The 25,633-nt window shown below is 60.1% G+C and carries 13 protein-coding genes; 7 read left to right on the forward strand and 6 right to left on the reverse strand.

Translation table 11 applies throughout. From position 1 onward, the window contains the following. Nucleotides 1-3: 3 nt before the first annotated feature. The 5 genes from FUU19_RS11575 to FUU19_RS11595 form a co-directional block, all read right to left on the reverse strand. A complete protein-coding gene (locus tag FUU19_RS11575; protein WP_230507126.1) occupies nucleotides 4-6,054 on the reverse strand; it encodes a DUF637 domain-containing protein in 6,051 nt (2,016 codons plus the stop codon). 60 nt (nucleotides 6,055-6,114) lie between these two features. After that, nucleotides 6,115-7,782 (reverse strand): ShlB/FhaC/HecB family hemolysin secretion/activation protein, encoded by a 1,668-nt coding sequence (locus FUU19_RS11580; RefSeq protein ID WP_230490590.1) that lies wholly within the window; start codon nucleotides 7,780-7,782, stop codon nucleotides 6,115-6,117. A gap of 191 nt (nucleotides 7,783-7,973) precedes the next feature. Next, entirely contained in the window at nucleotides 7,974-8,786 is an 813-nt protein-coding gene (gene pstB, locus FUU19_RS11585; protein ID WP_019452422.1) for a phosphate ABC transporter ATP-binding protein PstB, read from the reverse strand. 28 nt (nucleotides 8,787-8,814) lie between these two features. Next, nucleotides 8,815-10,464: a phosphate ABC transporter permease PstA gene (pstA, locus tag FUU19_RS11590; protein ID WP_141967316.1), complete on the reverse strand. Its 1,650-nt coding sequence runs from the start codon at nucleotides 10,462-10,464 to the stop codon at nucleotides 8,815-8,817. Beyond that, on the reverse strand, nucleotides 10,461-12,632 hold the full coding sequence (locus tag FUU19_RS11595; RefSeq protein ID WP_230507127.1) for an ABC transporter permease subunit: 2,172 nt from the start codon (nucleotides 12,630-12,632) through the stop codon (nucleotides 10,461-10,463). Before FUU19_RS11595 ends, pstA begins: the two co-directional genes overlap by 4 nt. A 396-nt stretch (nucleotides 12,633-13,028) precedes the next feature. On the opposite strand from FUU19_RS11595, the gene ppk1 reads away from it, so the two are divergent. From ppk1 to FUU19_RS11625, 6 genes are all read left to right on the forward strand, one after another. Beyond that, nucleotides 13,029-15,092 carry a polyphosphate kinase 1 gene (gene ppk1, locus FUU19_RS11600; RefSeq protein WP_141967313.1) on the forward strand — a complete coding sequence of 688 codons (2,064 nt, stop codon included), beginning with the start codon at nucleotides 13,029-13,031 and terminating at the stop codon, nucleotides 15,090-15,092. Nucleotides 15,093-15,102: 10 nt separating this feature from the next. Beyond that, nucleotides 15,103-16,653 (forward strand): exopolyphosphatase, encoded by a 1,551-nt coding sequence (gene ppx / locus FUU19_RS11605; RefSeq protein WP_230507128.1) that lies wholly within the window; start codon nucleotides 15,103-15,105, stop codon nucleotides 16,651-16,653. 181 nt (nucleotides 16,654-16,834) lie between these two features. Continuing rightward, complete coding sequence (locus FUU19_RS11610) at nucleotides 16,835-17,017, forward strand: YfgG family protein (RefSeq protein ID WP_197811300.1); 183 nt, start codon at nucleotides 16,835-16,837, stop codon at nucleotides 17,015-17,017. 103 nt (nucleotides 17,018-17,120) lie between these two features. Next, the gene (mgtE, locus tag FUU19_RS11615) at nucleotides 17,121-18,554 is read left to right on the forward strand and encodes a magnesium transporter (RefSeq protein ID WP_141967309.1); all 1,434 of its coding nucleotides are present in this window, start codon (nucleotides 17,121-17,123) and stop codon (nucleotides 18,552-18,554) included. Between the two features lie 185 nt (nucleotides 18,555-18,739). After that, nucleotides 18,740-22,066, forward strand: a complete 3,327-nt coding sequence (locus tag FUU19_RS11620) for a diguanylate cyclase (protein WP_230507129.1) — start codon at nucleotides 18,740-18,742, stop codon at nucleotides 22,064-22,066. Nucleotides 22,067-22,258: 192 nt separating this feature from the next. Then, on the forward strand, nucleotides 22,259-22,612 hold the full coding sequence (locus FUU19_RS11625) for a DNA-binding protein (protein ID WP_141967305.1): 354 nt from the start codon (nucleotides 22,259-22,261) through the stop codon (nucleotides 22,610-22,612). A gap of 9 nt (nucleotides 22,613-22,621) precedes the next feature. Here the strand turns inward: FUU19_RS11625 and alkA are convergent, their stop codons facing one another. Continuing rightward, nucleotides 22,622-24,112, reverse strand: coding sequence for a DNA-3-methyladenine glycosylase 2 (alkA, locus tag FUU19_RS11630; RefSeq protein WP_230490587.1), 1,491 nt, complete (start codon nucleotides 24,110-24,112; stop codon nucleotides 22,622-22,624). Between the two features lie 164 nt (nucleotides 24,113-24,276). Between alkA and yegD the strand changes: the two genes are divergently transcribed. Continuing rightward, a complete protein-coding gene (yegD, locus tag FUU19_RS11635; protein ID WP_141967300.1) occupies nucleotides 24,277-25,629 on the forward strand; it encodes a molecular chaperone in 1,353 nt (450 codons plus the stop codon). Nucleotides 25,630-25,633 lie beyond the last annotated feature (4 nt).

Genomic DNA, 25,633 nt, shown 5'->3' on the forward strand with positions numbered 1-25,633 from the left:
CACCTATCTAAACTTGATTTCAAACTTGTTATCGGAGAGATTCGATAATTTGTTTATATCTTTATTCCCAATAATATCAATCGTCCACCGAGCTTTCGACTCTTGTGCACTTGTAGAATAGTTTCTCAGATTTATTATTTTCCCTTCAAACTTTGCATAGTACACAATACCTTTCGCGTTTCTCACCTCGTTAAGAGGGAGGCCTCCAGCAAGTGATTGCGCATAATCATAGATATCCTTATCGCTAAGTGATTCAGAAGCAAAAACTTTTGTTGTTCCTTTTCTATTACTCCCTCCATCGCCTAAAACTTGAGCTATGGACTTACCAAAAACAGTTACATTACCATCTGGCTGCGTTTTGTCGAAAAGTTTAACCAACTGGTTAGTGTTAACCTTCTGCATGTCCCGCAGATAATCTGCCGTTTTAGTCGACAAATTCGCCCCGGCTGCCGTTTCCCCTTTGATAAAATCGGCAACCGGCTGAGTGTTGAACGTTTTTGTTTTGTATAATTCATCGGAAGCGTTCACCAGCTGTCGGCTCAACTTCCTCACGCTGTCTTCGGTCTTACCCAAAATCAATGTGCTGCCGGTGGTTACGGCGCCAGTACCAATAATCGCCTCTGGTGCCACAATGTCTGCCGCATAAATACCGGCTTGGTTCAGGCAAAGCGCGGGGTTGGTTTTACAGCCGGCAATTGCCAATCGTGCAGCCAGAACCAATTCTGGCGCAGCTCCCACCAGCGTCATTCCCCCCGCAGTAAGTACCAGACCGCCGCCACCTACGGTCGCCACTATTGCGGCAGCTTCTCGGCGAGCCACAACACGTTTTGCCGCAGCAACATCACCTTTATCAGCGGCCAAAATGTCTTTCTGATTATCCAGCGCATACTGCATCAACATATGTTCGGTCATGTTGTAGCGATAAACCGACTGCGCGCTGTCTGCAGCACTGTAGGCGCCTTCCGGCGTATGCGTTGTCAACGCCCCGGTCAAAGCCCCGATTACTCGTGCCGTTTGCTCTTTTACTTCATTGCCGTTTAACGCTTCCTGCAGACGATAGAGCTGGCGTTCCTTTTCGTTGAGATTGGCCGGTTCGAACAGCGTGCTCTGCATCAGGACGCCGGCCAGCTCCGCCGCCAGCGCCCCGGCAGCAGCCCCTTTACCGTCGCCGCGCCCGATTTCCGCAGCGATGCCTGCCACAACCGCATGGCTGACTGACTTCCCGGCCGCACCCAGAACGTCGCCGTTATCCCCAATCAGGTTGGCGCCCTCGGCCTGAACCTGGCTGCCGATGTTCGCCAGCAGCGCATTGGTCAGGTTGTCCTTGAAGCTGCCGCCATTGATGGCGGTATTCAGGCTGGAGCTGATGACCGATTGCCCGGCCACCCGCTGCGCCACTTTGCTCCAGTCGCCGTTGCTCAGCTGCGGCAGTTTGACGTTATTTGGATTGAGCGGTTTGCCCGCCGCATCCTTGCTCCAGCCCATCGCGCTGTCGAAGCCGTTGAGCGCTCCGCCGATCGCCATCGCCGTGGCGGTCGCCCTGACGTTTTCATTGCTGCCCAGCGCCTGCAGCGTTTTCGACAGGTTGCCTTGATTCTCAACCAGCGCGACCGCCGCCTGGGAGGCCAGAGAAGACATCCCGGCCGTGACCGCGCCGCTGGTTACCACCCCGCCGCCCACGGCGCCGGAAACGCTGGAGGCCGCCGTGGCCGCCAGTGAACTGCCTGCGGTCACCGCCGCGGCCGCAATGGCGATCACCGCCGCCACCGCCGGGTTCAGGTGCTGGCTCTTGTAATCCCAGCTGTCGTAAGCGTCTTTGACCTTGCTCCACTGCACGTCGTTGCGCTTGTTCAGATCTTTGACCCAGGTGGTGCCCGGCGTATTGCCCAGGGCATCGATGGCGCTTTGCAGCGCCTGGCCGTTTTTCACCTTCACATCGGCGTTAACACCCTTGGCGGCCTCTACGGTCAAGGCGCCACCGGTATGGATGCTCGGCAGCACCCACTTATTGTCTTCGTACCCTTTATTGGCCTGCTTGATAAAGAAGCCTTTCGAATTGCTGACGGTCTGTTCGAAAGAGGTGTTTTTCACCGCGCGGAAGTTAACCTGTCCACGGGAGCTGGTCAGGCGCGCGTTTTGCCCGGCGGCGATTTTGCTGGCTTCATAGGTGCTGTCGTCGCGGCTCATCAGCGTGATATTGCCGGCGGCGGTAAACTCGGTAACCTTGTTGGTCACGTCATGGCGGGTCTGCTTAACCTCGGTTTTCTTGCCCCACCATTTGCGCTTGGTTTCCTTTTTCTCGTAGTGGCTGGACTCTTCCATCGCCTGGGCGTAGAGATAGCCGCCCTTGGCGGCGATATCCAAGGAACCGGTGCGAATCGCCAGTTCACGATTTCGAGCATCTTCCTGCTCTTTACGTTGTCTTTCCGCATCATGTTGGCGCTGTTTTGCTGCCAGAGCCACGTTAAGTTGATTTTCGGCATCATTTTTTTCTTTCGTCTGTTGTAGAGTCTGCTGCTGGGCCTGGTCAAATGCATGTTGGGATGCATTTAGCGCACTTTGCGCGTTATTTATCGCATTCTGGCGGTCTATTAAACGCTGACGAATCTTGTCATATTCTTCTATGGTCGCTTCTTTTATCGCGTTACCGACTTTGACGCCGTCTTGAGTCGGTGCAGTGACATCTCCCCATTGAAGGACATTATTAACAAACGCCCGGCCCCCTTCTCGTAATAACCGCTCGAGGTGTGCCTGATTATCAATCAATGCCGAAGCGTCAAAGTGAACGCCCCCTCCGCTATAAACCGGCACTGAAACGAACCGGGATGATGATGACGTAATTGGATGTGCGGCAGCATCAAATAACGACAAGGTATCAGGGTGCTGACGTGCGCTACCCAATGCGTGTTTACTTGCATTTAGTTGGTTTTCGGTCTTAGACCTATTATTTATCGTCTGTTCAAGTCGCTGCCTAGCCTCCTGAACCCGGCGTTCAGCCATTGAAAATGCAGAGTCAACCCCAGAAAGGTCAATAGAAATACCTATCTGTCCAAGTTGTCCCTTAGACAGGAGTTTGGTGGCCTGAAAGAGAATGCTGCCGCCGGAAATCACCGCCATAAGGCCGCCGGCATTCAGCTCGGTCCCTTGCTGGGTGCGAGTTTCGGTAAATTCGTTGCCACCTTCTCGGTAAGTGTGGTTTTGCACCGCCTCGAAGCGCATATCACCGCCGGAGGATAGCGTCATATTGGCGCCCGAAGTCAACCTGGCGCCGTAAGTCAGCAGTTGGTTATTCGCCGCCGCGGTCAGGTTTTTCCCGGCGCTGAGAGTAGTGACCACATGGCGGTCGTCTTTATTGTTGTCGTTGGCGGCATCAATGGCGGAATAGGCCAGATTCGATAACCATAGATTCTGCCCGGCCAGCAACGTGATGTTGCCGTTAGCGGAAAGCGCGCCGCCCTGGGTGCCGATGTCGCGAGCCGAGTTAATCAGCAAATTGCCGCCGGCGTGTACCCGGCTGCCCAGTTCAGGCGTGCGGGACACAGGGAAAAGCGCATTGAATCGGCCGTCAAGTTCACGGTAATTAAGATCGGCGTTATGGGCGGCTAACAGCGTAACGTCCTTGTCCGCATTAATCTTGGTGCCGCGTAGCGCCAGATAGCCACCGCTATTAAGCAGCACCGAACCCGTTGCCCTCATTTGGCCACTGGCCAACAGTTGGTTGAAATATTCTTGCCGTTTAGCCGGAGAAACCGGCCCCCCTAATAGCGGCCCCTCCAACAACGCGCTGTTTTTGACGATGGCAATGCTGCCGTTAGCCGTCATAGCGATATTGCGGCTTTGCGGCGCCAACAGCGTATTCAGCAACGTAATGGTGCTGCCAGCCGTGAGAGACAAATCGCGTGAAGCCTCAAGGCTGCCCAACCAGCGAGAGCCGTCAGGGCGGAAGTAATGAGGTTTCTCACTGGAATGTATTTTTATCTCACCGTTTTTGGCGTTTAACGTGACGTCCTGCCCTTTCAGCTCACTTTGCCATGCGTCGATAGCGTTGACTGCCGTCAGAGACAGTTCTTTTCCGGCGGCCAAAATGCCTTGCCCAAGAACAATCCGATCTTCGGCAATCGCGGTGATATTGCCGTCAGCACGAATTATGTCAGTATTGATGATATTCGCAGCATGCAGAAAAATGTTCTGCGCCTTTAAGGTTTCAGGACGTTGTAATGCTCTCACTTCATAGGGTTTATTTTCTTCTGGCGTTTGGTTTTTTATCTCTATTTTATCTTTGAAATCCGCCACCAAACTTTTTCCAGCACTTAAACTGATACGCTGTAAAACGTAGCCTACAGAATGCCAAGCTTGAACACTATCACCTCGGGTAAAGTAATTGGTTATACGTAACTCTTTTGCCGTTAATGGATTAAATGTCACTCCCCCATTTTCTTTATTGGCTTTTTCATCAGGAATATAGCGAATGTAATTCAATAACGTGCCTGTGGAAGTTTGCGTATTGACAAAGCGCTGACCCGTCAAAATAAGGTCTAAATTAGCACTCAACACACTGTTATTATTATCTAATTCATCTCCATAGATATAAAGGTGCTTACCAGAAGAGATCTCTGCAGGTGCTGAACTTCCCTCCACATCAAACCGAGTCTGCTGGTCGTTAACCAATACCCCCCGCTCAATATTGCTAAAATCCGCTTTTCCAAACCATTTTTCAGGTAATGGCGACGTCAACTCAGCGGTAATAATTACCGGATAATCACCGGTTTCTGCCATGACATTCGCCACTTGCATATTTTTATCAGTTGATGTCGGTATTAGCTTGGTTTTACTAATACTCTCGACATCTCTTTTATTGCGAACCTGTTCGGCACGTATCACCAAATCGCCGCTGTTGGTCAGGATTTTCGCCGAACGGTTCTCGACGGATTTAGCCTTGTTGCCCTGCGCATCCTTTTGGATCCACATATTTTTATTGGCGTGCAGCTTGGCATTTTCCCCGGCGTTGCGGATATGGTCGCCAAAGATACGCATATCGCCACTGGTGCTGGTTTGCCCGTCATTCACTAGCGTCGTTGCTGCCAGCGTGGCGTTGCCGTCCGCCTGCACGACAGCGCCTGGCGTAATGTGCAATTCCTTGGCGCTGACATTGAGGTCACCTTTGCTGTGCGTGGTGCCGTTAAGCACCAGGTTACCGTTAACGCTCAGCGTAATATCCCGCTGTTTGCTGGTGAGGTCTTTCAGGTTCACCCCCACCCCATCCTCATTGGCCACCAGGCGGATTTTGTTGGCGTACATGCCGCCCAGCGCCTTGGTATCCACCGCCAGCACAGGTTTTGCGCCTTCACCGGCGATCGGTTTGATGCTGCCGTCCTTGAAGCTAATGCGGTTGGCGCCTTGGGTCAGCGACAGATTTTGTGCGTTGATTTTGCCGTTCAGCTCGGTGGCGCGGCTGATGATATCGACATAGTCGGCGCCGCTGCCGTCCAGCCCTTTGCCGCCGATGGTGACGCCGCCTTTTTTCACCTCCAGCGCTTCCAGCGCGCCCTGCTTGTCGAACTGCGGTTTGCCGGTGGTCAGCGTCACGCCCGGCGCGTTGATAAAGCCGCAGCCGTCGCAGGTGATGCCATTCGGGTTGGCGATCATCACATTGGCCTTGTTGCCGAACACCTCGAGCTTGCCCTGCAGCTCGGAACGACTGCCGCCGATCACCTCGTTGATGATCAACTCCGCCGGTTTTCCCTTCAGGTAGGTGTTGCCCTGCGCGCTGTAGATCTCCACGCCCAGCTGCGTTTTGCCGCCGTGCGTGGCGTTATTCAATACGGCGCCCTGTGGCCCAACGTTGAAATCTTTATAGGTGTTGTGGGAGATGCCCGCACCGTTCGGCGTGGCGATATTCACCACCGGCACGTCACCCGGCTTGATAACCACCTGCGTATTGCCGTTGGCGGCGGTAATGCCGGCGGCGAACACCGGGTGCAACGGCTGGAAAGCCGTCAGGTAGATCAGCAAATAGCTGGCGCCGCGCGCCAGCGGATGATTGAGCTTATCCATATTCATTCCTTCGAAAGGATGTTGTTTTGAACGCCGAGGCGCTCCTGCTGTGTGCTGGCGTTATAACGTGACGGTGGCTTGCCAGTAGGCCACCCAACGATCCGGTTGCAGGCTGTCTGGGTGCGTCAACGGTTTACCGACGGTGATCGCCTGATTGAACCAGCGGCCGCTTAGCGTGGCGCCCAGCGCCGCACCAACGACGCTGCCGCCGTCTATCTGCCCGGCGCGCCCCTGCAGCCAGCCGGCGTCTAACGCGCCGGTCAAAGAAAGCGCCCCCAGCCCCGGCAACGTCCGCCATTGCCAGTTGAGTTCATTGCGCCAGTAGGCGCCGCGATTGCCGGTCAGGTACTGCTCTTTAAAGCCACGCACCGAGTATTGCCCGCCGATGGAAATGCGTTCCCCGGCATACAGGTTGTCTGCGCTGGTTTGCCCGTAGGCCGAGGTCAGGTAGTAGAGAGAGGGGGCGAGCGGATAGAAATAGCTGGCGCTGAGACCAAGCTTGCGGAACTCGTTGCGCGGCGCCCCGTTGCGCTCAGGATCGTCGGCGGTGGCGCCCAGCATGCGCAGCCCACGGCTTACCGTCGGGTTCAGCGTCATATAGCCGCCGCCCGCGACCGCACTGTAATTGAGGCCCAGGCTGGCAATGCTGAGCGTCGTGCTGCTGACGCCCAACCGTTCCCCCGCCAGCTTGTTTTCCGTGGTGCGCCGCGCCAGCCCGATATCGACGGCCAGCTTACGTTTGCCATCCCGCAGCAACGTGCGGTTGGCGCCCAAACGCTGGGTCTGGTTGTTGCCCTGATAGCGGTAAGCGGCGCCGTTGAACGGCACCTGCTGGAAAAAATCGTTCCAGGCATACTGGTAGCTGAACAGCCAATAGCCATAGGGTAAGGTGACGCTGCCGTTCAGGCTGCGGCTGCGATGATGCGGGCTGAAATCGTTATTGCGCGCTGCAGAAAGCGACCATTGATCGGCGAGACGCAGCGGATTTTCCAGCGAGAAGGCGGCGTTCATCTGCCCGGTGCCGGTGCTTCTCTGGCCGCTGTTATCGGCGCCGAAAGAGAAAGAGACCGGTGCGCGCGTGGCACCGCGCAGCAAAACCACTTTGGAAAAGCCGGGTTGCTCGCCAGGTTGAATATCGATAGTCACCTGTTGCGACGGCAGGCGGTTGAGCTGCTCCATGCCCTGCTCGATATCGCGCAGATTCAATACGTCACCAACCCGATCGGGAAACGCCATCTTCAACGCCAGCGTCTGCTCACCGTTTTGCGTGATGGACTCGATTCGCCCTTCGCTGGCGCTGACGGTCAACACGCCGCGGGAGATATCCTGCTCCTGCAGCCAGGCCTGCGAAGTGACATAGCCGCGTTGCAGATAAGCATTGGTGGTTTCGCGCACCAGACGGTTGATGTGTTCCAGCGTCAGGCAGCGCCCCTGATACGGGCGGGCCAGGCTTTCTTTTACCGACCAGGAAAGATGTTCGGCGCCCTGAAAAACGATCTGCCGCACCGGTTGGCAAACCGCCCCTGCGGCGGCCGGCTCAGGCAGCGGTAACGCCGGCAGTTCAACGTTATTTTGCAGCGCCTCGCGTTGCTGCTGGGCCTGTTCCAGCAACGTTTTCTGCTGTTGGGTAATGCTGTCGCGATCGGCAGGGCTGGTGATTTCCGCGCACCACGCCGAGCTGCAAAACGCTAATAATAGCGACCAGGCGCCAAGCCTCCATGCACACATTCAAACACATCCATTTACACTGATTTACACAGATTGGCGAATTATAAACAATTCGCTGGCTCCGTCCATGCAAATGAGAATTATTTTTATTAATGTAGCCAGTGAAAAGACGTGCTTGGCGTGTTAGCGAGAATAATCGGAGGAAACACAAAGACGGGAAAAGGGGCGCCGTATGCAACGCCCCCCAGAACTCATCCATACCGCCCGGTAATATAATCCTCGGTGCGGCGCTGGCGCGGCGACGTGAAAATGGCGTCGGTGTCGTTGTACTCCACCAGCCGGCCCTGATGAATAAAGGCGGTGTAGTCGGAGACGCGCGCCGCCTGCTGCATGTTGTGCGTCACCAGCACCACGCTGTAACGCTGCTTCAGCGCGGAAATCAGCTCTTCGATGGTCAGCGTGGAGATCGGATCGAGCGCCGAGGTCGGCTCGTCGAGCAGCAATACTTCCGGTTCGATGGCGATGGCGCGCGCGATCACCAGGCGCTGCTGCTGGCCGCTGGACAAGCGGAACGCATTTTCGCGCAGCCGGTCCTTCACCTCATGCCACAGCGCGGCGGCGCGCAGCGAACGCTCCACCGCTTCATCCAGCAAACGCCGGTCGCGCACACCCTGCAGCCGCAGGCCGTACACCACGTTTTCATAGATCGATTTCGGGAACGGGTTCGGCCGCTGGAACACCATGCCCACCCGCCGCCGCAGCGCCGCCACGTCGATCTGCGCGCCGGAGATCGCCGCGCCGTTCAGCTGCAGATCGCCCTCGATGCGGCAGTTGTCCACCAGATCGTTCATGCGGTTGAAACAGCGCAGCAGCGTCGATTTACCGCAGCCCGAAGGGCCGATCAGGGCCGTCACCCGGTGTTTCGGAATGCGCAGCGAAATATCGTGCAGCACCTGTTTGTCGCCATAAAACAGGTTCAGACCGTTGACCGCCAGCGCGGTCTGTTCATCGTCGAGATGCTGGACATCCAGCCGGGGCAAACTGCCTGGCGTCATCAAACCCATTACGCACTCCCCAAAAATAGCGTCATTGTTACTGCGACCATGCTCGGTACCGCTCCCTCAACGAATGGCGGATACCCATCGCCGCCAGATTCAAACTCACCACGATCGTCACCAGCAGGAAGGCGGTGGCGAACACCAGCGGCCGGGCCGCCTCTACGCTCGGGCTCTGGAATGCCATATCGTAGATCTGGAAGCTCAAATGCATAAACTTCCGTTCCAGGTGCAGATACGGGAAAATCTCGTCCACCGGCAGCACCGGCACCGATTTCACTACCCCCACCAGCATCAGCGGCGCGGTCTCCCCGGCGGCGCGCGCCACCGCCAGAATCAAGCCGGTCATCATCGCCGGCGCAGCCATCGGCAGCACGATGCGCCACAGCGTCTCGGCCCGGCTGGCGCCCAGCGCCATCGAGCCCTGCCGCAGCGAAGTGGGAATGCGCGACAGCCCTTCCTCGGTGGCGACGATCACCACCGGCAGCGTCAGCAGCGCCAGCGTCAGCGCCGCCCACAGCACGCCAGGCGTGCCGAAGGTCGGGTTAGGCAGGGATTCAGGGTAGAACAGCTGGTCGAGCGTGCCGCCTATCATATAAACGAAAAAGCCGAGGCCGAAGACGCCGTAGACGATCGAGGGCACGCCGGCCAGGTTGACCACCGCAATGCGGATCACCCGCGTCAGCAGATTGTTACCGGCATACTCGTGCAGATATACCGCCGCAATCACGCCAAACGGCATCACCACGATCGACATCAGGATCACCATCAACACCGTGCCGAAAATGGCCGGGAACACCCCGCCTTCGGTATTCGCCTCGCGCGGGCTGTCGGTGAGGAACTTCTTCACCTGCTCGCCCCAGTGCGTCAGTTTCTCGGTGGTGCTCATGGCGTTCGGGTACCAGGCATCGCGCACCTGGCTGAGCGGAATGGTCAACGTTTGGCCGTGCATGTCGCGCAGCAGCAGCGCATCGCGCTGGCGATCGCGATTCAGCCCCGCCAGGCGTTCGGACAGCAGCTGGTATTGCCGCTGCAACGCCAGCCGCTCGGCCTTGATGGCGTCCTGCGCGCGGGCGTCCAGCTTAGCGTCGCGCTGCAGGCGCTTTTCTCGCAGCCGCAGCGCGTCAAACTGCTGATTAATGCGCGCCATATCGCGGAATTGGATGTCGTGCGCCTGGCGCGAGAGCGCAGCGATTTGCGGCAGCCGCTGCTGCAACGCCTGCCCCAGATTGCGGCCGGTCAGCGGTTGCCCGTCTTCCAGCATGCCCGCCAGATAGCCGTAGGCGGTGCCGTGGCTGTTCCGCTCCAGCACCAGCAGGCTGCGCGGCGCGCTTTGGCTGCGGATGTCGCTGGCCAGCAGCGTGCGGAAATCCTGCCCCTCGCGCTCGCGGTTGCCGACCTTAATCAGATAACGTTCGACGCTCTGCGCCTCGCCCGGCGGCGCCACGCCCGCCTCCGTCAGCTGGCGACGTGAAATGCTTTGCTGTTGATACAGCTCGCCGATCACCGTCACCGCCCCGGCGCCGTTCTGATTCAGCTCGAACTGATAAACCGGGCTCGGCCAGAAATAGCGCATCCCCTGCCCGGCCAGCAGCAACAGAATGCCGACCAGCGCCAACAGGCTGACGGCCACCGAACCGGCGGTCAGCCATATCCACGGCGATCCGCTCTTCACCCAGTTCTTCATGGCGCCTCCTGATTCGGCGTGTAACGCTTGCGCAGCCGCAGGCGCACCGCCTCCGCCAGCGTGTTGAACACGAAGGTGAAGACAAACAGCACCAGTGCGGTCAAGAACAGCACGCGGTAATGGCTGCTGCCGGAGACCGCCTCCGGCATTTCAATGGCGATGTTGGCCGCCAGCGCCCGCAGCCCCTGGAACAGGCTACCGTCGATAATCGGCGTGTTGCCGGTGGCCATCAGCACGATCATGGTTTCCCCCACCGCACGGCCAAAGCCGATCATCAGCGCGGAGAAAATGCCGGCGCTGGCGGAAGGCAGCACCACCTTGACCACCGTCTGCCATTGGGTAGCGCCCAGCGCCAACGAACCCTGACTCAGGGTGGCCGGCACGCTGAACAGCGCGTCCTCCGCCAGCGAGAAGATGATCGGCACCAGCGCGAAGCCCATCGCCACGCCCACGACCAGCGCAATGCGCTGGTGGTAATTATCCCCCAGCCAGAAATGCAGCGGCTCACCGAACAGCACCACTTCCAGCCGCGGCCCCAGGCTGAGCGCCAGCCACACCGTCAACGCCAGCAGCGGCAACAGCAACAGCAGATCGACGCCCGGCCGGCAGCGCGGCATAAAGCGATGGGTCAACGCGCCGCACAGCAGCACCGCCGCCGCCAGCAACAGCGGCAACGCCAGCACCGCCAACAGATACTGCTCGATGATCGGCGCCAGCCAAATGCCGGCCACCAGCCCGATCACCACCGTCGGCAGCGCGCCCATCACTTCGATAGCCGGTTTGATCACCCGCCGTAGCCCCGGCGTCATAAAGTAAGCGGTATAGATGGCGCCGGCCAAGGCCAAGGGAATGGCGAACAGCATCGCGTAAGCCGCCGCCTTGAAGGTGCCGAAGATCACCGGCATCAGGCTGAATTTGGGTTGGTAGCTGTCTTCACCGGAGGTGGACTGCCAGACGTAGGCCGGCTGCGGGTAGTTTTCATACCACACCTTGCCCCACAGCGAACGCCAGGTGACGTCCGGATACGGGTTGTCGAGCGCATAGCGCTGCCAGCCCTGTGCACTCTCCAGCAGCAGACCATCGCCGCGCGGCGCGAACGCCATCTGCCGCACCTCGGCGCCCAAACGGGTATTCAGCAGCGGCTGCGGTTGAATAGTGGAGAATAACGAGAAGCCACCATCGGGCCGTAGGGTGGCGAACACCCGGCGATAGGGCTCCGCCACCGTCAGCTCTTGCCCGTCAGCGCCGTGGTCGAAATGCTGCACCGGCGTCAGGCGCCAGCGCTGCTCTTTTTCTACTTCGAACCACTCGCGCAGATTGCCGTCGGCGCCCTTGATCAGCAGCGCGCTGCCGCCGGGCAGCGCCGTCATCTGATACGGGGCGTGTTCGCCAAGGGTGCGCGTTTCACGCAGCTGCAGCTGTGCGCCGTCGATTTCATAACGCGCCAGCCGGTTGCCGGTCAGCAGGTAAAGCTGGCGGCCATCTGGCGTCAGCACCAGTTGTTCTGCGTCGTGCTCCAGCGGCCGCTCGCTGAACTGCGGCGGCCGGTCAGGGCTGAAACGGCCGAACACCAGCCGCCGATCGTCGGTCACCCCGGCCAGCAGATACTGCCCGCGATGCGCATCCGCCAGCGACAGCAGTTTCAGCGGCTTGCGCTGCGGATCCAGCGCCAACGGCTGTTGCCCAAGCGGGAACAGCCACTGCGGCCGGCCGTTTTCCGCCGTGGCGAAATCCGCGCGCGCCACCACCAGCCGGCCATCGGCCTGCGCCAGTGCGAACAGATCGCGCTCTCCGGCGGCCTGCGCGAGCAGTGCCGGTTTGGCCAGCAGCGTCTGCTGTGCCAGCGGCGTCTGTGGCTGGCCGTTCGGCGCCGGCGTCAGGCGATAAAATTGCCCCGCGCCCTGCGCGTCGATGCGGTAACCGACGCGCTGCTGCACGTCCATGCCCAGCGCCAGCGCCGGGGCCGACACCGCGATCGGCAGCGGCTGCGCCTGGCCGAGCGAGGCCGGTTTGAACAGCGGCAGCACTGCAAACAGCAGATAAACGAAGATCAGCATCAACGTCATCAGCACCATCAGCCCGCTGGCGGTCACTGCCGCCTGCACGCCACGGTCGATGCGCCCGCGCAGGCGATCTCGGGGATGTTGATTTGCCGTCGTCTGAGTCATGTGTCTCGCTGTCGCTGATGTAATCGGGCTTGCGCCGTAAGATAACCGGGCATCTTATGTCAGTTTTATGACGTTTGCATGACAAAGTTACCCACCCTAACCCAGGTTTTTTACGCTACAAACAGACAATATGAAGTTGATATATTGCTGAAAAATGACCACAAACACGCTTTATAATGCCAAAAATAAGCCTGCTAACCGTCATTTCATGCTAATCACTTCACTGCCGAACATCCCGCCTCGGCGAAAATTTATTGCCACCGAAAAACGCCGCGCGCCAACGCAGTGGATATGTTGGACTTTCCTGTCAATCTCTCGCAATAATGATGAAGGACACTAGAGCGGCATCCGGGCGCTGCGTCCCGGATCCTATTCTAAATTTGAACTGGAGTGGCAATGGGTCAGGAAAAGCTCTACATCGAAAAAGAACTAAGCTGGTTATCCTTTAATGAACGTGTGTTGCAGGAAGCCGCAGATAAGAGCAATCCCCTGATTGAACGTATGCGTTTTCTGGGCATTTACTCCAACAACCTCGACGAGTTCTATAAGGTCCGCTTCGCCGATCTCAAACGGCGTATCCTGATCAGCGAAGAGCAAGGCTCCGCCGGTTCCTCGCGCCATTTGCTGAAAAAGATCCAGGCCAAGGTGCTGAAAACCGATCAGGAGTTCGACGGCCTGTACAACGATCTGCTGCTGGAAATGGCGCGTAACCAGATCTTCCTGATCAACGAGCGCCAGGTGTCCGAGAACCAGCAAATCTGGCTGCGGCAATATTTCAAACAGCATCTGCGCCAGCACATCACACCGATCCTGATCAACCACGACACCAACCTGGTGCAGTTCCTGAAAGACGATTACACCTATCTGGCGGTGGAGATCATCCGCGGCGCGCGCATCGACTATGCGCTGCTGGAGATCCCGTCCGACAAGGTGCCGCGCTTCGTCAATCTGCCGCCGGAAGCGCCGCGCCGCCGTAAGCCGATGATCCTGCTGGACAACATTCTGCGTTACTGCCTGGACGATATCTTCAAGGGCTTCTTCGACTACGACGCGCTCAACGCCTACTCGATGAAAATGACCCGCGACGCGGAGTACGATCTGGTCACCGAAATGGAATCCAGCCTGCTGGAACTGATGTCCTCCAGCCTGAAACAGCGCCTGACCGCCGAGCCGGTGCGCTTCGTGTATCAGCGCGACATGCCGAACGAAATGGTGGAGCTGCTGCGCGGCAAGCTGGGCATCTCCAACTACGATTCGGTGATCGCCGGCGGCCGCTACCACAACTTCAAAGATTTCATCAGTTTCCCGAACGTCGGCAAAGCCAACCTGGTCAACAAGCCGCTGCCGCGCCTGCGCCACATCTGGTTCGACGGTTTCCGCAACGGCTTCGACGCCATTCGTGAAAAAGACGTGCTGCTCTACTACCCGTACCACACCTTCGAGCACGTGCTGGAGCTGCTGCGCCAGGCGTCGTTCGATCCGAGCGTGTTGGCGATCAAAATCAACATCTACCGAGTGGCGAAAGATTCGCGCATCATCGAATCGATGATCCACGCCGCGCACAACGGTAAAAAGGTCACGGTGGTGGTCGAGCTGCAGGCGCGCTTCGACGAAGAGGCCAACATTCACTGGGCGAAGCGCCTGACCGAAGCCGGCGTACACGTGATCTTCTCCGCGCCGGGCCTGAAAATCCACGCCAAGCTGTTCCTGATTTCACGCCGTGAAGGCGATGACATTGTGCGCTATGCTCATATCGGCACCGGCAACTTTAACGAAAAAACCGCGCGCATCTACACCGACTATTCGCTGTTGACCGCCGATTCACGCATCACCAACGAGGTGCGCCGGGTATTCAACTTTATCGAGAACCCCTACCGGCCGGTCACCTTCGACAACCTGATGGTGTCGCCGCAGAACTCGCGCCTGAAGCTGTATGAGCTGATCGACAACGAAATCGCCAACGCGCAGGCCGGGGAACAGGCCGGCATTATGTTGAAAATAAATAATCTGGTGGATAAAGGGCTGGTAGATCGGTTATATACCGCGTCCGGCGCCGGCGTGAAGATCCGCCTGCTGGTGCGGGGCATGTGTTCCCTGATTCCCAACCTGCCGGGGATCAGCGACAATATTCAGGTGATCAGCATCGTCGATCGCTTTTTGGAACACGATCGGGTTTACGTTTTCGACAATAAAGGTGACAAACGGGTGTATCTGTCCTCCGCCGACTGGATGACCCGCAACATAGATTACCGTATCGAAGTGGCGGTATCGCTGCTGGATCCGGCGCTGAAACAGCGCGTTCTGGATATTCTGGAGATCCTGTTCAGCGACACGGTCAAGGCCCGTTATGTGGATAAAGAACTGAGCAACCAGTACGTGCCGCGCGGCAACCGTCGCAAAGTGCGTGCCCAGGTGGCTATTTACGAGTACTTAAAAGCTCTGGAACAACCAGGACAGTAGGCCAGCAACTATGCCGCTAAAAAACACTGCAACGAACAAACCGCAGGAAATCGCCGCCATCGACCTCGGGTCGAACAGTTTCCACATGGTGATCGCCCGCGTCGTCAACGGCGCCTTACAGGTATTGGGCCGTTTAAAACAACGGGTGCATCTCGCCGACGGATTGGACAGCAACAACGTACTCAGTGAAGAGGCGATAGAACGCGGCCTGGCCTGCCTGGCGCTGTTTGCCGAACGGCTGCAGGGCTTCCCGGCGGATAACGTCACCATCGTTGGGACACACACCCTGCGCCAGGCGGTGAACGCCGAAGTATTCCTCAAGCGCGCCGCCAAAGTGATCCCCTACCCGATCGAAATCATCGCAGGTCAGGAAGAAGCGCGTCTGATCTTCATGGGCGTGGAACACACCCAGCCAGAGAAAGGCCGCAAGCTGGTGATCGACATCGGCGGCGGCTCCACCGAGCTGGTGATCGGCGAAGACTTCGAGCCGCTGCTGGCGGAAAGCCGCCGCATGGGCTGCGTCAGCTTCGCCCAGCTGTTCTTCCCGGGTGGCGAGATCAGCAAAAACAACTTCCGCCGCGCGCGGCTGGCGGCGGCGCAGAAGCTGGAAACGCTGGCCTGGCAGTACCGCATTCAAGGTTGGCAGTATGCGCTGGGCGCCTCGGGCACCATCAAGGCCGCCCACGAAGTGCTGGTGGCGATGGGAGAAAAAGACGGTCTCATCACCCTGGAACGTCTGGAAATGCTCACCGAACAGGTGCTGCAGTTCAAAAGCTTCGGCTCGCTGAGCCTGCCGGGGCTGTCGGAAGACCGCCAATCGGTATTCGTGCCGGGGCTGGCTATCCTGTGCGGCGTGTTCGATGCGCTGGCGATCCGCGATCTGCGCCTGTCCGACGGCGCGCTGCGCGAAGGCGTGCTGTATGAAATGGAAGGCCGTTTCCGCCACCAGGACATCCGCAGCCGCACCGCCAAGAGCCTGGCCGATCACTACAACATCGACCGCGAGCAGGCCAAACGGGTGCTGGAAACCACCGAGTTGCTCTACTCGCAGTGGATGGCGCAAAACACCAAGCTGGCGCATCCGCAGCTGGAGGCCCTGCTGAAATGGGCCGCCATGCTGCACGAGGTGGGGCTGAGCATCAACCACAGCGGCATGCACCGCCATTCGGCTTACATTCTGCAAAACTCCAACCTGCCTGGCTTCAACCAGGAACAGCAGCAGCTGCTGGCGGCGCTGGTACGCTTCCACCGCAAGGCGATCAAGCTGGAAGAGCTGCCGCGCCTTAACCTGTTCAAGAAGAAACACTACCTGCCGCTGATCCAGCTGCTGCGTCTGAGCACCCTGCTCAACAACCAGCGTCAGTCGACCACCACGCCGGAAACGCTGCGCCTGACCACCGACGACAACCACTGGACGCTGCGCTTCCCGGCCGGCTACCTGGCGCAGAACAACCTGGTGCAGCTGGATTTCGAACGCGAGCAGGCCTACTGGAACGACGTCGTCGGCTGGAAGCTGCTGATAGACGAAGAAGGCTCGCAAGACGAACAGCGCTCCGCCTGATCCCCCGCCCCCTGCCAGACAGGGGGTTTTCCTTTCCGCCTTCGCCCCGTCAACCTAAACGAAACCCTAATGCGCCGTGCCGCACGCCGGAAAAAAATGGACAACTTTTGTCATCAGCGCCTAAAATCCGGTTACAAATTCTCGAGCGAATAACACAGGACACCGGCATACCGGGTGATATATGCGCAAGAAAACCACCGGACAGATGACGAAGATAGTGTTGTTTATCAGCTTTATCATTTTAGTCGGCCGACTGCTGTACGCCGCCGTGGTGGCGGTGCCTCATCATCAGGAAAAAAAGCAGGCCGCTGCGCAAAACGCCGCCGAAGTCAGCGCGCCGCAACAGGACGCCACCTCTGAATAACCGCCGCGCCCCGTCCGTTTCATAAAAATGACTCCGGCACCCGCTATGCTCTATCTTTTAATGAGCCTGCGTCAGGAACGCCGAGCGCCCGTTAAGGAACACCATGTCAGCCGCAACCCATAACGTCAAAAAAGTCGCTGAACACCGCCAGCGCATTCTCACTCTGCTGTTGAACAATAAGGAATTGGTCGACGGCATTCTCGGCCGGCCAGGCGATGAACACGCTCTCAGCCAAAGCGAACGGCTGAACCAAACGGCGGAAATCACCGGCCTGTTGGACGATATGCACGCCGCCGACCTGGCGGACCTGCTGGAAGCATTGCCGCAGGACGAACGTATGGCGCTGTGGCGGCTGGTGGGCAACAGCAAGCGCGGCCAGACGCTGGTGGAAGTCGCCGAGCCAGTCTGGGACAGCCTGATCGAGGAAATGAGCGACAAAGACCTGCTCAAAGCGATCAAAACGCTGGACGTCGACGAACAGGCCTACCTGGCGCAATACCTGCCGCGTAACCTGATGGGCCGGTTGCTGACCTCGCTGGAGCCGGAGCAGCGCGCCCAGGTGCGCGAGATGAGCCAGTACGCCAAAGACAGCGTCGGCTGGATGATGGATTTCGAACTGGTGACGGTGCGGCCGGACGTCACGCTCGGCGCGGTGCATCGTTTCTTGCGCATGCGCAAAACCATTCCCGACGCCACCGATAAACTGTTCGTCACCGACCGCAAAAACACCCTGCTGGGCGAGCTGCCGCTGACCGCAGTGCTGCTGAACGATCCGGAGATCCCGGTGCGTGACGTGATGGACAGCGATCCCGCCACCTTTCAGCCCGAAGACAAGGCCGATGAAGCGGCCGGCGCGTTCGAACGTTACGACCTGATCAGCGCCCCGGTGGTTGACGCCAAGGGCAAACTGATGGGCCGCCTGACCATCGAAGAGATCGTCGACGCCGTCAACGAAGAGAGCGACACCAACCTGCGCCGCATGGGCGGTTTGAGCCCGGAAGAAGACGTGTTCGCCCCGGTCAGCAAGGCGGTCAAGACCCGCTGGGCCTGGCTGGCGATCAACCTCTGCACCGCGTTCGTCGCCTCGCGCGTGATTGGCCTGTTCGAACACACCATTTCCCAGCTGGTGGCGCTGGCGGCGCTGATGCCGATCGTCGCCGGCATCGGCGGCAACACCGGCAACCAAACCATCACCATGATTGTGCGCGCACTGGCGCTGCACCAGATTGAAGTCGGCAACATCTCGCGCCTGATGCTCAGGGAGCTGGGCGTCGCCATCATCAACGGCGTGGTGTGGGGCGGCATCATGGGCGTGATCACCTGGCTGCTGTACGGCGACGCGGCGATGGGCGGCGTGATGACGCTGGCGATGCTGCTCAACCTGCTGCTGGCGGCGCTGATGGGCGTGGTAATCCCGATGACCATGCTCAAACTGGGCCGCGATCCGGCGGTCGGCTCGAGCGTGCTCATCACCGCGCTGACCGACACCGGCGGCTTTTTCATCTTCCTCGGCCTCGCCACCCTGTTCCTGCTGTAATACGCCAAAAGCCGGCCTCGCGCCGGCTTTTTCGTCATTCTGCCGCCGGGCTGGCGTTAACGCAGTAAAGTCGGCCTTCCCGGTAGGTTTTCCTCTCGCGCTGTACTACCCTTTGCCAATAAATCGTCTTAATTCATCCACGTCATGAATCCAATCACTGACAGAGGCCATCGGTAAGGGTGTCTATGGAGATCAGCGCGCCGAACACGTTCGGCACCCACAAAGGCGTCATGCTGACGCATTCCCTGTTCGTGGCGTTGGCGACGTTTCTGCTCGCCTTGCTGAGCCTGTCGCTATCCAGCGAAGCCCGCCACTTCACGCCGTTGTGGTTCCCGACCGCCGCCGCGATCGCCGTGCTGTTCCGCCACGCCCCGCGCCACTGGGGCCTGCCGCTGCTGGCCAGCGGCCTCGGCATCGTGCTCGCCAGTTTCTTGCTGTTCGGCGTCAGCGCCACTCCCGTCAAGCTGGCCGCCATCAACCTGCTGGAAGCGGCGGTTTGCGCCCTGCTGCTGCGCCGCACACTGCCGGTGAACGATCCGCTGAGCGATCTGGGCTGCTGGCTGCGCTTTGTGGTGTGCGCGGTGATCTTCACCCCGCTGTTCAGCGCGCTGCTGGCCGCCGGGCTCTCGCCCACGCCGGATCAAACGTTCTGGCAATCGTTCGGCATCTGGTTCATCTCCGAAGCGATAGGGGTGCTGTCGCTGGCGCCGCTCGGCCTCACCTATCACCGCCGCACATTGGCAGTGCTGAACCCCTACCCGCTGCTGCTCACGCTGATGGGCTCCCTGGCCTTCAGCTACCTGGCGCTGACCTATCTGCCGTTCCCGTTCACCTTCGTCATCCTGCCGCTGCTGTGGGCCGCCATCGCGCTGCCGCGCTTCGAAGCCTTCGCCGTCTGTTTCTGCACCCTGCTGCTGATCACGGTGCTGATCTCGCTGGGCGTGCTGCACCTGCAGGCCTCTGCACACGTCTTCGGTGAGCTCGGCCTGTACTTGCCGATGCTGCTGATCCTGATCCCGGCGCACGCGATGGCGATGGTGATGCACACCTTCCGGGTGGAGAAACAGCACATCGTCGAGAGCGAGAGCCGGTTTCGCAGCGCGCTGGAGTATTCCGCCATCGGCATGGCGCTGGTGTCGCCGGAGGGCAAATGGCTACAGGTCAATCAGGCGCTGTGCAAACTGCTCGGCTATACGCCGGAAGGGCTGCATCGCCTGACGTTCCAGGCGATCACCCACCCGGACGACCTCAACGCCGATCTCAGCCAGCTGCACGATCTGCTCGACGGCCACATCAGCAGCTACACCATGGAGAAACGCTATATCCGCAGCGACGGCCAGACCGTTTGGGCGCTGTTGGCCGTCTCGCTGGTGCGCGACGCCGAAGGGCAACCGCTGTACTTCATCTCTCAGGTCGAGGACATCAGCGGCCTCAAACGCAGCGAGGCGGAGAACAACCGGCTGGTGGAGCGCATTACGCTGGCCAACCAGGTGGGCGGCGTCGGCATCTGGGAATGGGTGATGAACCAGGAAAACTTCACCTGGGATCAGCGTATGTTCGAACTCTACGATCTCAATCCCGACCAAACGCCGACGCTGGCGCTGTGGCGCAGCCTGCTGGTGCCGGAAGATCGCGAGCGCACCGATCGCGAACTGGCCGAGATCCTGGCGCAGCCGCGGCCGTTCATCATGGAATTTCGCATTACCACGCGCGCCGGCAAATTGCGCCATATTCGCGGCCAGGGCAACGTGATCCTCGACGACCTGGGCCAGCCGCTGCGCATGATCGGCACCAATATCGACATGACCGAGCTCAAGATCCTCGCCGAGGCGCTGCACGAAGAAAAAGAGCGCCTGCACATCACTCTCGACGCCATCGGCGAAGGGGTGATCTCCACCGACGGCCACCTCCGCATCACCTTTATGAACCCGGTGGCCGAGCAAATGTGCGGCTGGCCGCTCGACCTGGCGATCGACATGCCGGTCGCCGGCGTGGTGCGCCTGACCAACGGCAAAGACGGCCCGGAAATCGAAAACCTCACGCAATACCCGCGGCAATGGCCGGCGGACTATGCGCTGGTGCTGCACAGCCGTGACGGGCGTTATTTCGACGTGCAGCAGTCGGTCTCACCGCTGAAAACTCTCGACGGCGAAACCATGGGCGCAGTCATGGTGCTGCAGGACGTCACCGCCTCGCGCGAACTGATGAAAAAGCTCAGCTATAGCGCCTCACACGACGCGCTGACCGGGTTGCCGAACCGCACCCGCTTCGAGAAGCAGCTGAAGGCGGCGATCGCCGCCACCGGGGAACCGTCGCCGCCGCATTCGCTGGTATTCCTCGATCTGGATCGGTTCAAGGCGGTGAACGACACCGCCGGCCATGCGGCGGGCGATGCCTTGCTGCGCGACATCGCTCAGTTGATGCGCCACCAGCTGCGCAATAGCGACTGCCTGGCTCGGTTGGGTGGCGACGAGTTCGGTCTGATCCTGTTCGACTGCCGGCTGGAACAGGCCAAATCGCTGGTACAGCAGGTGGTCAACCAAATCAGCCAGCATCCGTTCTATTGGGAAGGAAAAATTTACCGCGTCGGCGCCAGCGCCGGCATCACGCGCATCAGCGGCGACGCCAAAAGCAGCGAACTGTTGGCGCAGGCCGACATCGCCTGCTACACCGCCAAACACCACGGGCGCGGCCAGGTTTATCTATACGAAACGCGGCAAAAACAGCTGCTGGAACGGCAGCATGAATTGCTGAACTCGCAGGAGGTACAGGCCATCATCAGCGAGGGGCAACTGCGGCTGCTGACCCACGCGGTCGCGCCGCCGGCGACGCCGCTGTCAGCCGCGTTCCACCAGGTGAAGCTGCAGGTGATGGCACCGGACGATCGGCCGCTGCCGCACGAGGCGTTCATCGCCGCCGCGCAGCTGTACGGCCTGATGCCGGATATCGACCGCTGGGCGGTGGCGCAGCTGCTGGTATCGTGCGCCGACGACATCAAGCGCAAGGGGCTGTCGCTCGCGTTGCCGCTGGCCACCGACAGCCTGCTGAGCACCGACTTCCAGCGCTACCTGACGGAAACGGTGCGCGCCTCCTCGCTGCCGCCGCAGGCACTGCTGTTTAGCGTCGATGAGGCTGCGGTGCTGGAACATGCCGCGCAGTGCCGGGCATTTCTCCGCGAGCTGCAGCAGCTGGGCTGCCGACTGATCGTCAACGGCTTTGGGCATAACATCAATGCCTTCGATGAGTTGGGCGATCAGAAGATAGACATCATTCGCATCGATGAACGCTTTATCACCAACCTGCACTGCAACCAGATGGATGAACTGATGGTCTCGATGCTCAACGGCGCGGCGCATCGGATCAAGGCGCAGACGCTCGCCGGGCCGGCCCACCAGCCGGTGACGCTGCAGGCGCTGCGCGATGTCGGCGTCGATCTGGCAGACGGCGACCAGGTGGCGCTGGAGCAGCCGTTGGCGGTTCTACTCAGCGACGGCTACTTCGGCATCCGCTAACGCCTTCCCTCGCCGGCGCCGTCTCCCGGGCGGCGCCGCACGTCTCGTCTTTCACATTATGTTAACCCATACGAGATTAGTGATATAAATAACACCTGAAGCTTAAACGATTAAGTAAGATGAAGCTCCCATGCGGACATCGACGTATCCGTTGATTTTCCTCGACATGTGATAGCTCAGGGATAAGGGACTATGGAAAAGAAATGGTTTTCCGCCAGGGAACTGATGGGGAAAGCAGGGTTGCCCTCGACCCCGCAAGGGGTCAATCTGATGGCCCGGCGCGAAGGCTGGGTCAGCCGCCGCCGCAGCGGCGTGCAGGGTAAAGCGCTGGAATACCATATCGACAGCCTGCCGTTCGGCGCGCGCAGCCTGTCGGCCTTGCGCGAGGCCGACCATCCGGACTACGACATCAAACGCCAGGATCCGGTTCGGGTCTGGATCGAATATTACTACCATCTGACGCCGGCCGAGCGGGAAAAGCTGCTGGCGTTCCTGATGCGCGAAGGCATGAGCCGCCTGCTGCAGCTAATCGACGCCCCCCGCTAGCCCGAAACCTTAATCCTCCCCTTCCGGCGCCCAACAGTCGTTATGCCACAGGTGCAGCGTGGCGTAAGAGCGCCACGGGCGCCAACGCTCGGCATAGCGTTCGATCTGGCGCGGCGTCATGCCGGGGAAACGCTGTTTGATCAGGTAATCGCCCGCCAGGAACACGTCCGGCCACGACCAGGCGCGCATGGCGATATAGCTGGCGGTCCAGCTGCCGATGCCCGGCAGCGCGGTCAGCGCCTTGATGCCCTGTTCAATATCCAGCACGTTATCGAGCTGCAGCCGTCCTTCGCCCAGTGCGCGGGCGATCTCGATCAGCGCCGCCGCACGCTTCACCTGCACCCCGAGCGGGCGCAGTTCTTCGGGCTGCAGCTGCGCCACCCGTTCTGCGGTGGGGAAGACATGGGTGATGCCCTCATGCGGCGTTGCCAGGGCTTCCCCCCAGCGTTCGGCCATCCGCCCGGCGAAGGTCGCCGCCATTTTCACGCTGACCAACTGGCCCAGCACCGCACGCGCCGCCTGCTCGAAACTGTTCACGCAGCCCGGCAGGCGCAATCCCGGCGCATCAGCCGCCAGCGAACCCAACGCCTCATTGATGCGATCCGGTGCGGCGTCCAGATCAAACAGCAAACGCACACGACGCAACACCTCCGTCGTCACCAGACTGAGCGCAGGCGCGATCTCGACCCTGACCCGGTTGCGCGCTTCTTCCGGCTGTACGCTGACCCAGCCGCAATACTCCGTGCCGGCCTGGCTGACGGCGATCGAGCGCAGGTAGCGGCGTCCCTCGACCCGCTCTACGCCCTGCACGGCGCGCGCCTGCAAGAAGTTCAGCATGCGATCCCAGTCATAGGGCGGCCGATAGCCCAGGTGGAACACCAGGCCGCTGGCGGCCGCCCGTTCACCACGCGCGCCGCCGCTGCGCAGCGCCGACGGGATCAGGCGGTAGCGCGCCTTGAACAGCTCGTTGAAACGCCGCAGGCTGCCGAAACCGGCGGCGAACGCCACCTCGCTGAGCGGCAGGTCGGTATCCGCCAACAGGCGCTTGGCCTGCAGCAGCCGGTGCGACTGCGCGTAATCGATCGGCGAAGCGCCAAACTGCTCGGCGAAGATACGCCGCAGGTGGCGATCGGAAATGCCGAGCCGCGCCGCCAGCGCTTCGCAACTGTGTTCGGACAGATAGCCCTGCTCGATGAGCTGCACCGCCACCTGCGCATAGCGGTTGCCCAGATCGATCAGCGCCAGACCGGGCGCCAGTTCCGGCCGGCATTTAAGGCAGGGGCGAAAGCCCGCCAGTTCGGCCGCCGCCGCGCTCGGATAGAAGGTGCAATTTTCCAGCTTTGGCGTGCGGGCGCTGCACACCGGGCGGCAATAAATGCCGGTGGAGGAGACGCCGACGAAAAAGCGGCCGTCGAATTTGCGGTCACGCGCGCGCAGCGCGTCGTACAACGCTTGCTGTTGAGTATTCATGGCAACGCTCGGGTTCGGTTTTTTCTGCATTATGAGGCTCGGCTGGCGCGCTGACGTGCGGAATTCGGACATTAAGTTAAGCATGCCGATGCCACGCCCGCTAAATTTTTCGACACTCGCGCATCGGCGCATTGCCCACCGGCCCCGTCTCGGGTAAAGTCGCCCCCCTTCATTGGCATGGGGATAAAAAAGAGATGTTTATTGGATTCGACTATGGGACAGCCAACTGTTCCGTCGCGGTGATGCGCGACCACGGCCCCGAGCTGCTGACGCTGGAAAACAACGAACCGTATCTGCCTTCGATGCTGTGCGCGCCGACCCGCGAAGCGGTGAGCGAATGCCTGCACCGCCATTGGCAGGTGCCGACCGGCAGCGAAGAAAACCAGCAGCTGCTGCGCCGCGCCATCAGTTACAACCGCGAAGAAGACATCCCGGTCAACGGCGACAGCGTGCTGTTCGGCCTGCAGGCGCTGGCGCACTACATGGAAGATCCGGAAGAAGTGTACTTCGTGCGCTCGCCGAAGTCCTTTCTCGGCGCCAACGGCCTGAAACCGCAGCAGATCGCGCTGTTCGAAGACCTGGTGTGCGCCATGATGTTCCACATCAAGCGCCAGGCGGAAAACGTGCTGCAGACCGGCATCGATCAGGCGGTGATCGGCCGGCCGATCAACTTCCAGGGCATCGGCGGCGACGAAGCCAACCGGCAGGCGCAGGGCATTTTGCAGCGCGCCGCCGAACGCGCCGGTTTCAAAGCCATTGAATTCCAGTTCGAGCCGGTGGCGGCCGGGCTGGACTTCGAGGCGACGCTGAGCGAAGAACAAACAGTGCTGGTAGTGGACATCGGCGGCGGCACCACCGACTGCTCGGTGCTGCTGATGGGGCCGCAGTGGCGCGACCGCGCCGATCGTCAGCAGAGCCTGCTGGGCCACAGCGGCTGCCGGGTCGGCGGTAACGATCTGGACATCATGCTGGCCTTCAAACAGCTGATGCCGCTGTTCGGCCTGGGCGGCGAAACCGGGAAAGGCATCGCCCTGCCAGCGCTGCCTTACTGGAACGCGGTGGCGACCAACGACGTGCCGGCGCAAAACGACTTCTACAGCGCCGCCAACGGCCGCGTGCTGCGCGATCTGATCCTCGACGCGGCGGAGCCGGAAAAGGTCAAACGCCTGCTGAAAGTGTACCAGCAGCGCCTGAGCTACCGACTGGTGCGCGCGGCCGAAGAGAGTAAGATAGCCCTGTCCGGCCAAACGGCCATCAGCGCGCCGCTCAGCTTCGTGCAGGCCGATCTGGCGGAGAGCATCAGTCAGGCTCAGCTCGCCGACGCCATCTCGCAGCCGTTGATGCGCATTCAGGAGCAGGTCAGCGCCGCGCTGGCCAGCAGCCAGACCGCACCGCAGGTGATCTACCTGACCGGCGGCAGCGCGCGCTCACCGCTGCTGCGCGCCGCGCTGCAACAGCAGTTGCCGGGCATTCCGATCGTCGGCGGCAACGACTTCGGCTCGGTCACCGCCGGGCTGGCGCGCTGGGCGCAAACGCTGTTCCGTTGACAGC

Source organism: Serratia montpellierensis, assembly GCF_020858655.1.
In the GTDB taxonomy this organism is placed as follows: Bacteria; Pseudomonadota; Gammaproteobacteria; order Enterobacterales; family Enterobacteriaceae; genus Serratia; species Serratia montpellierensis.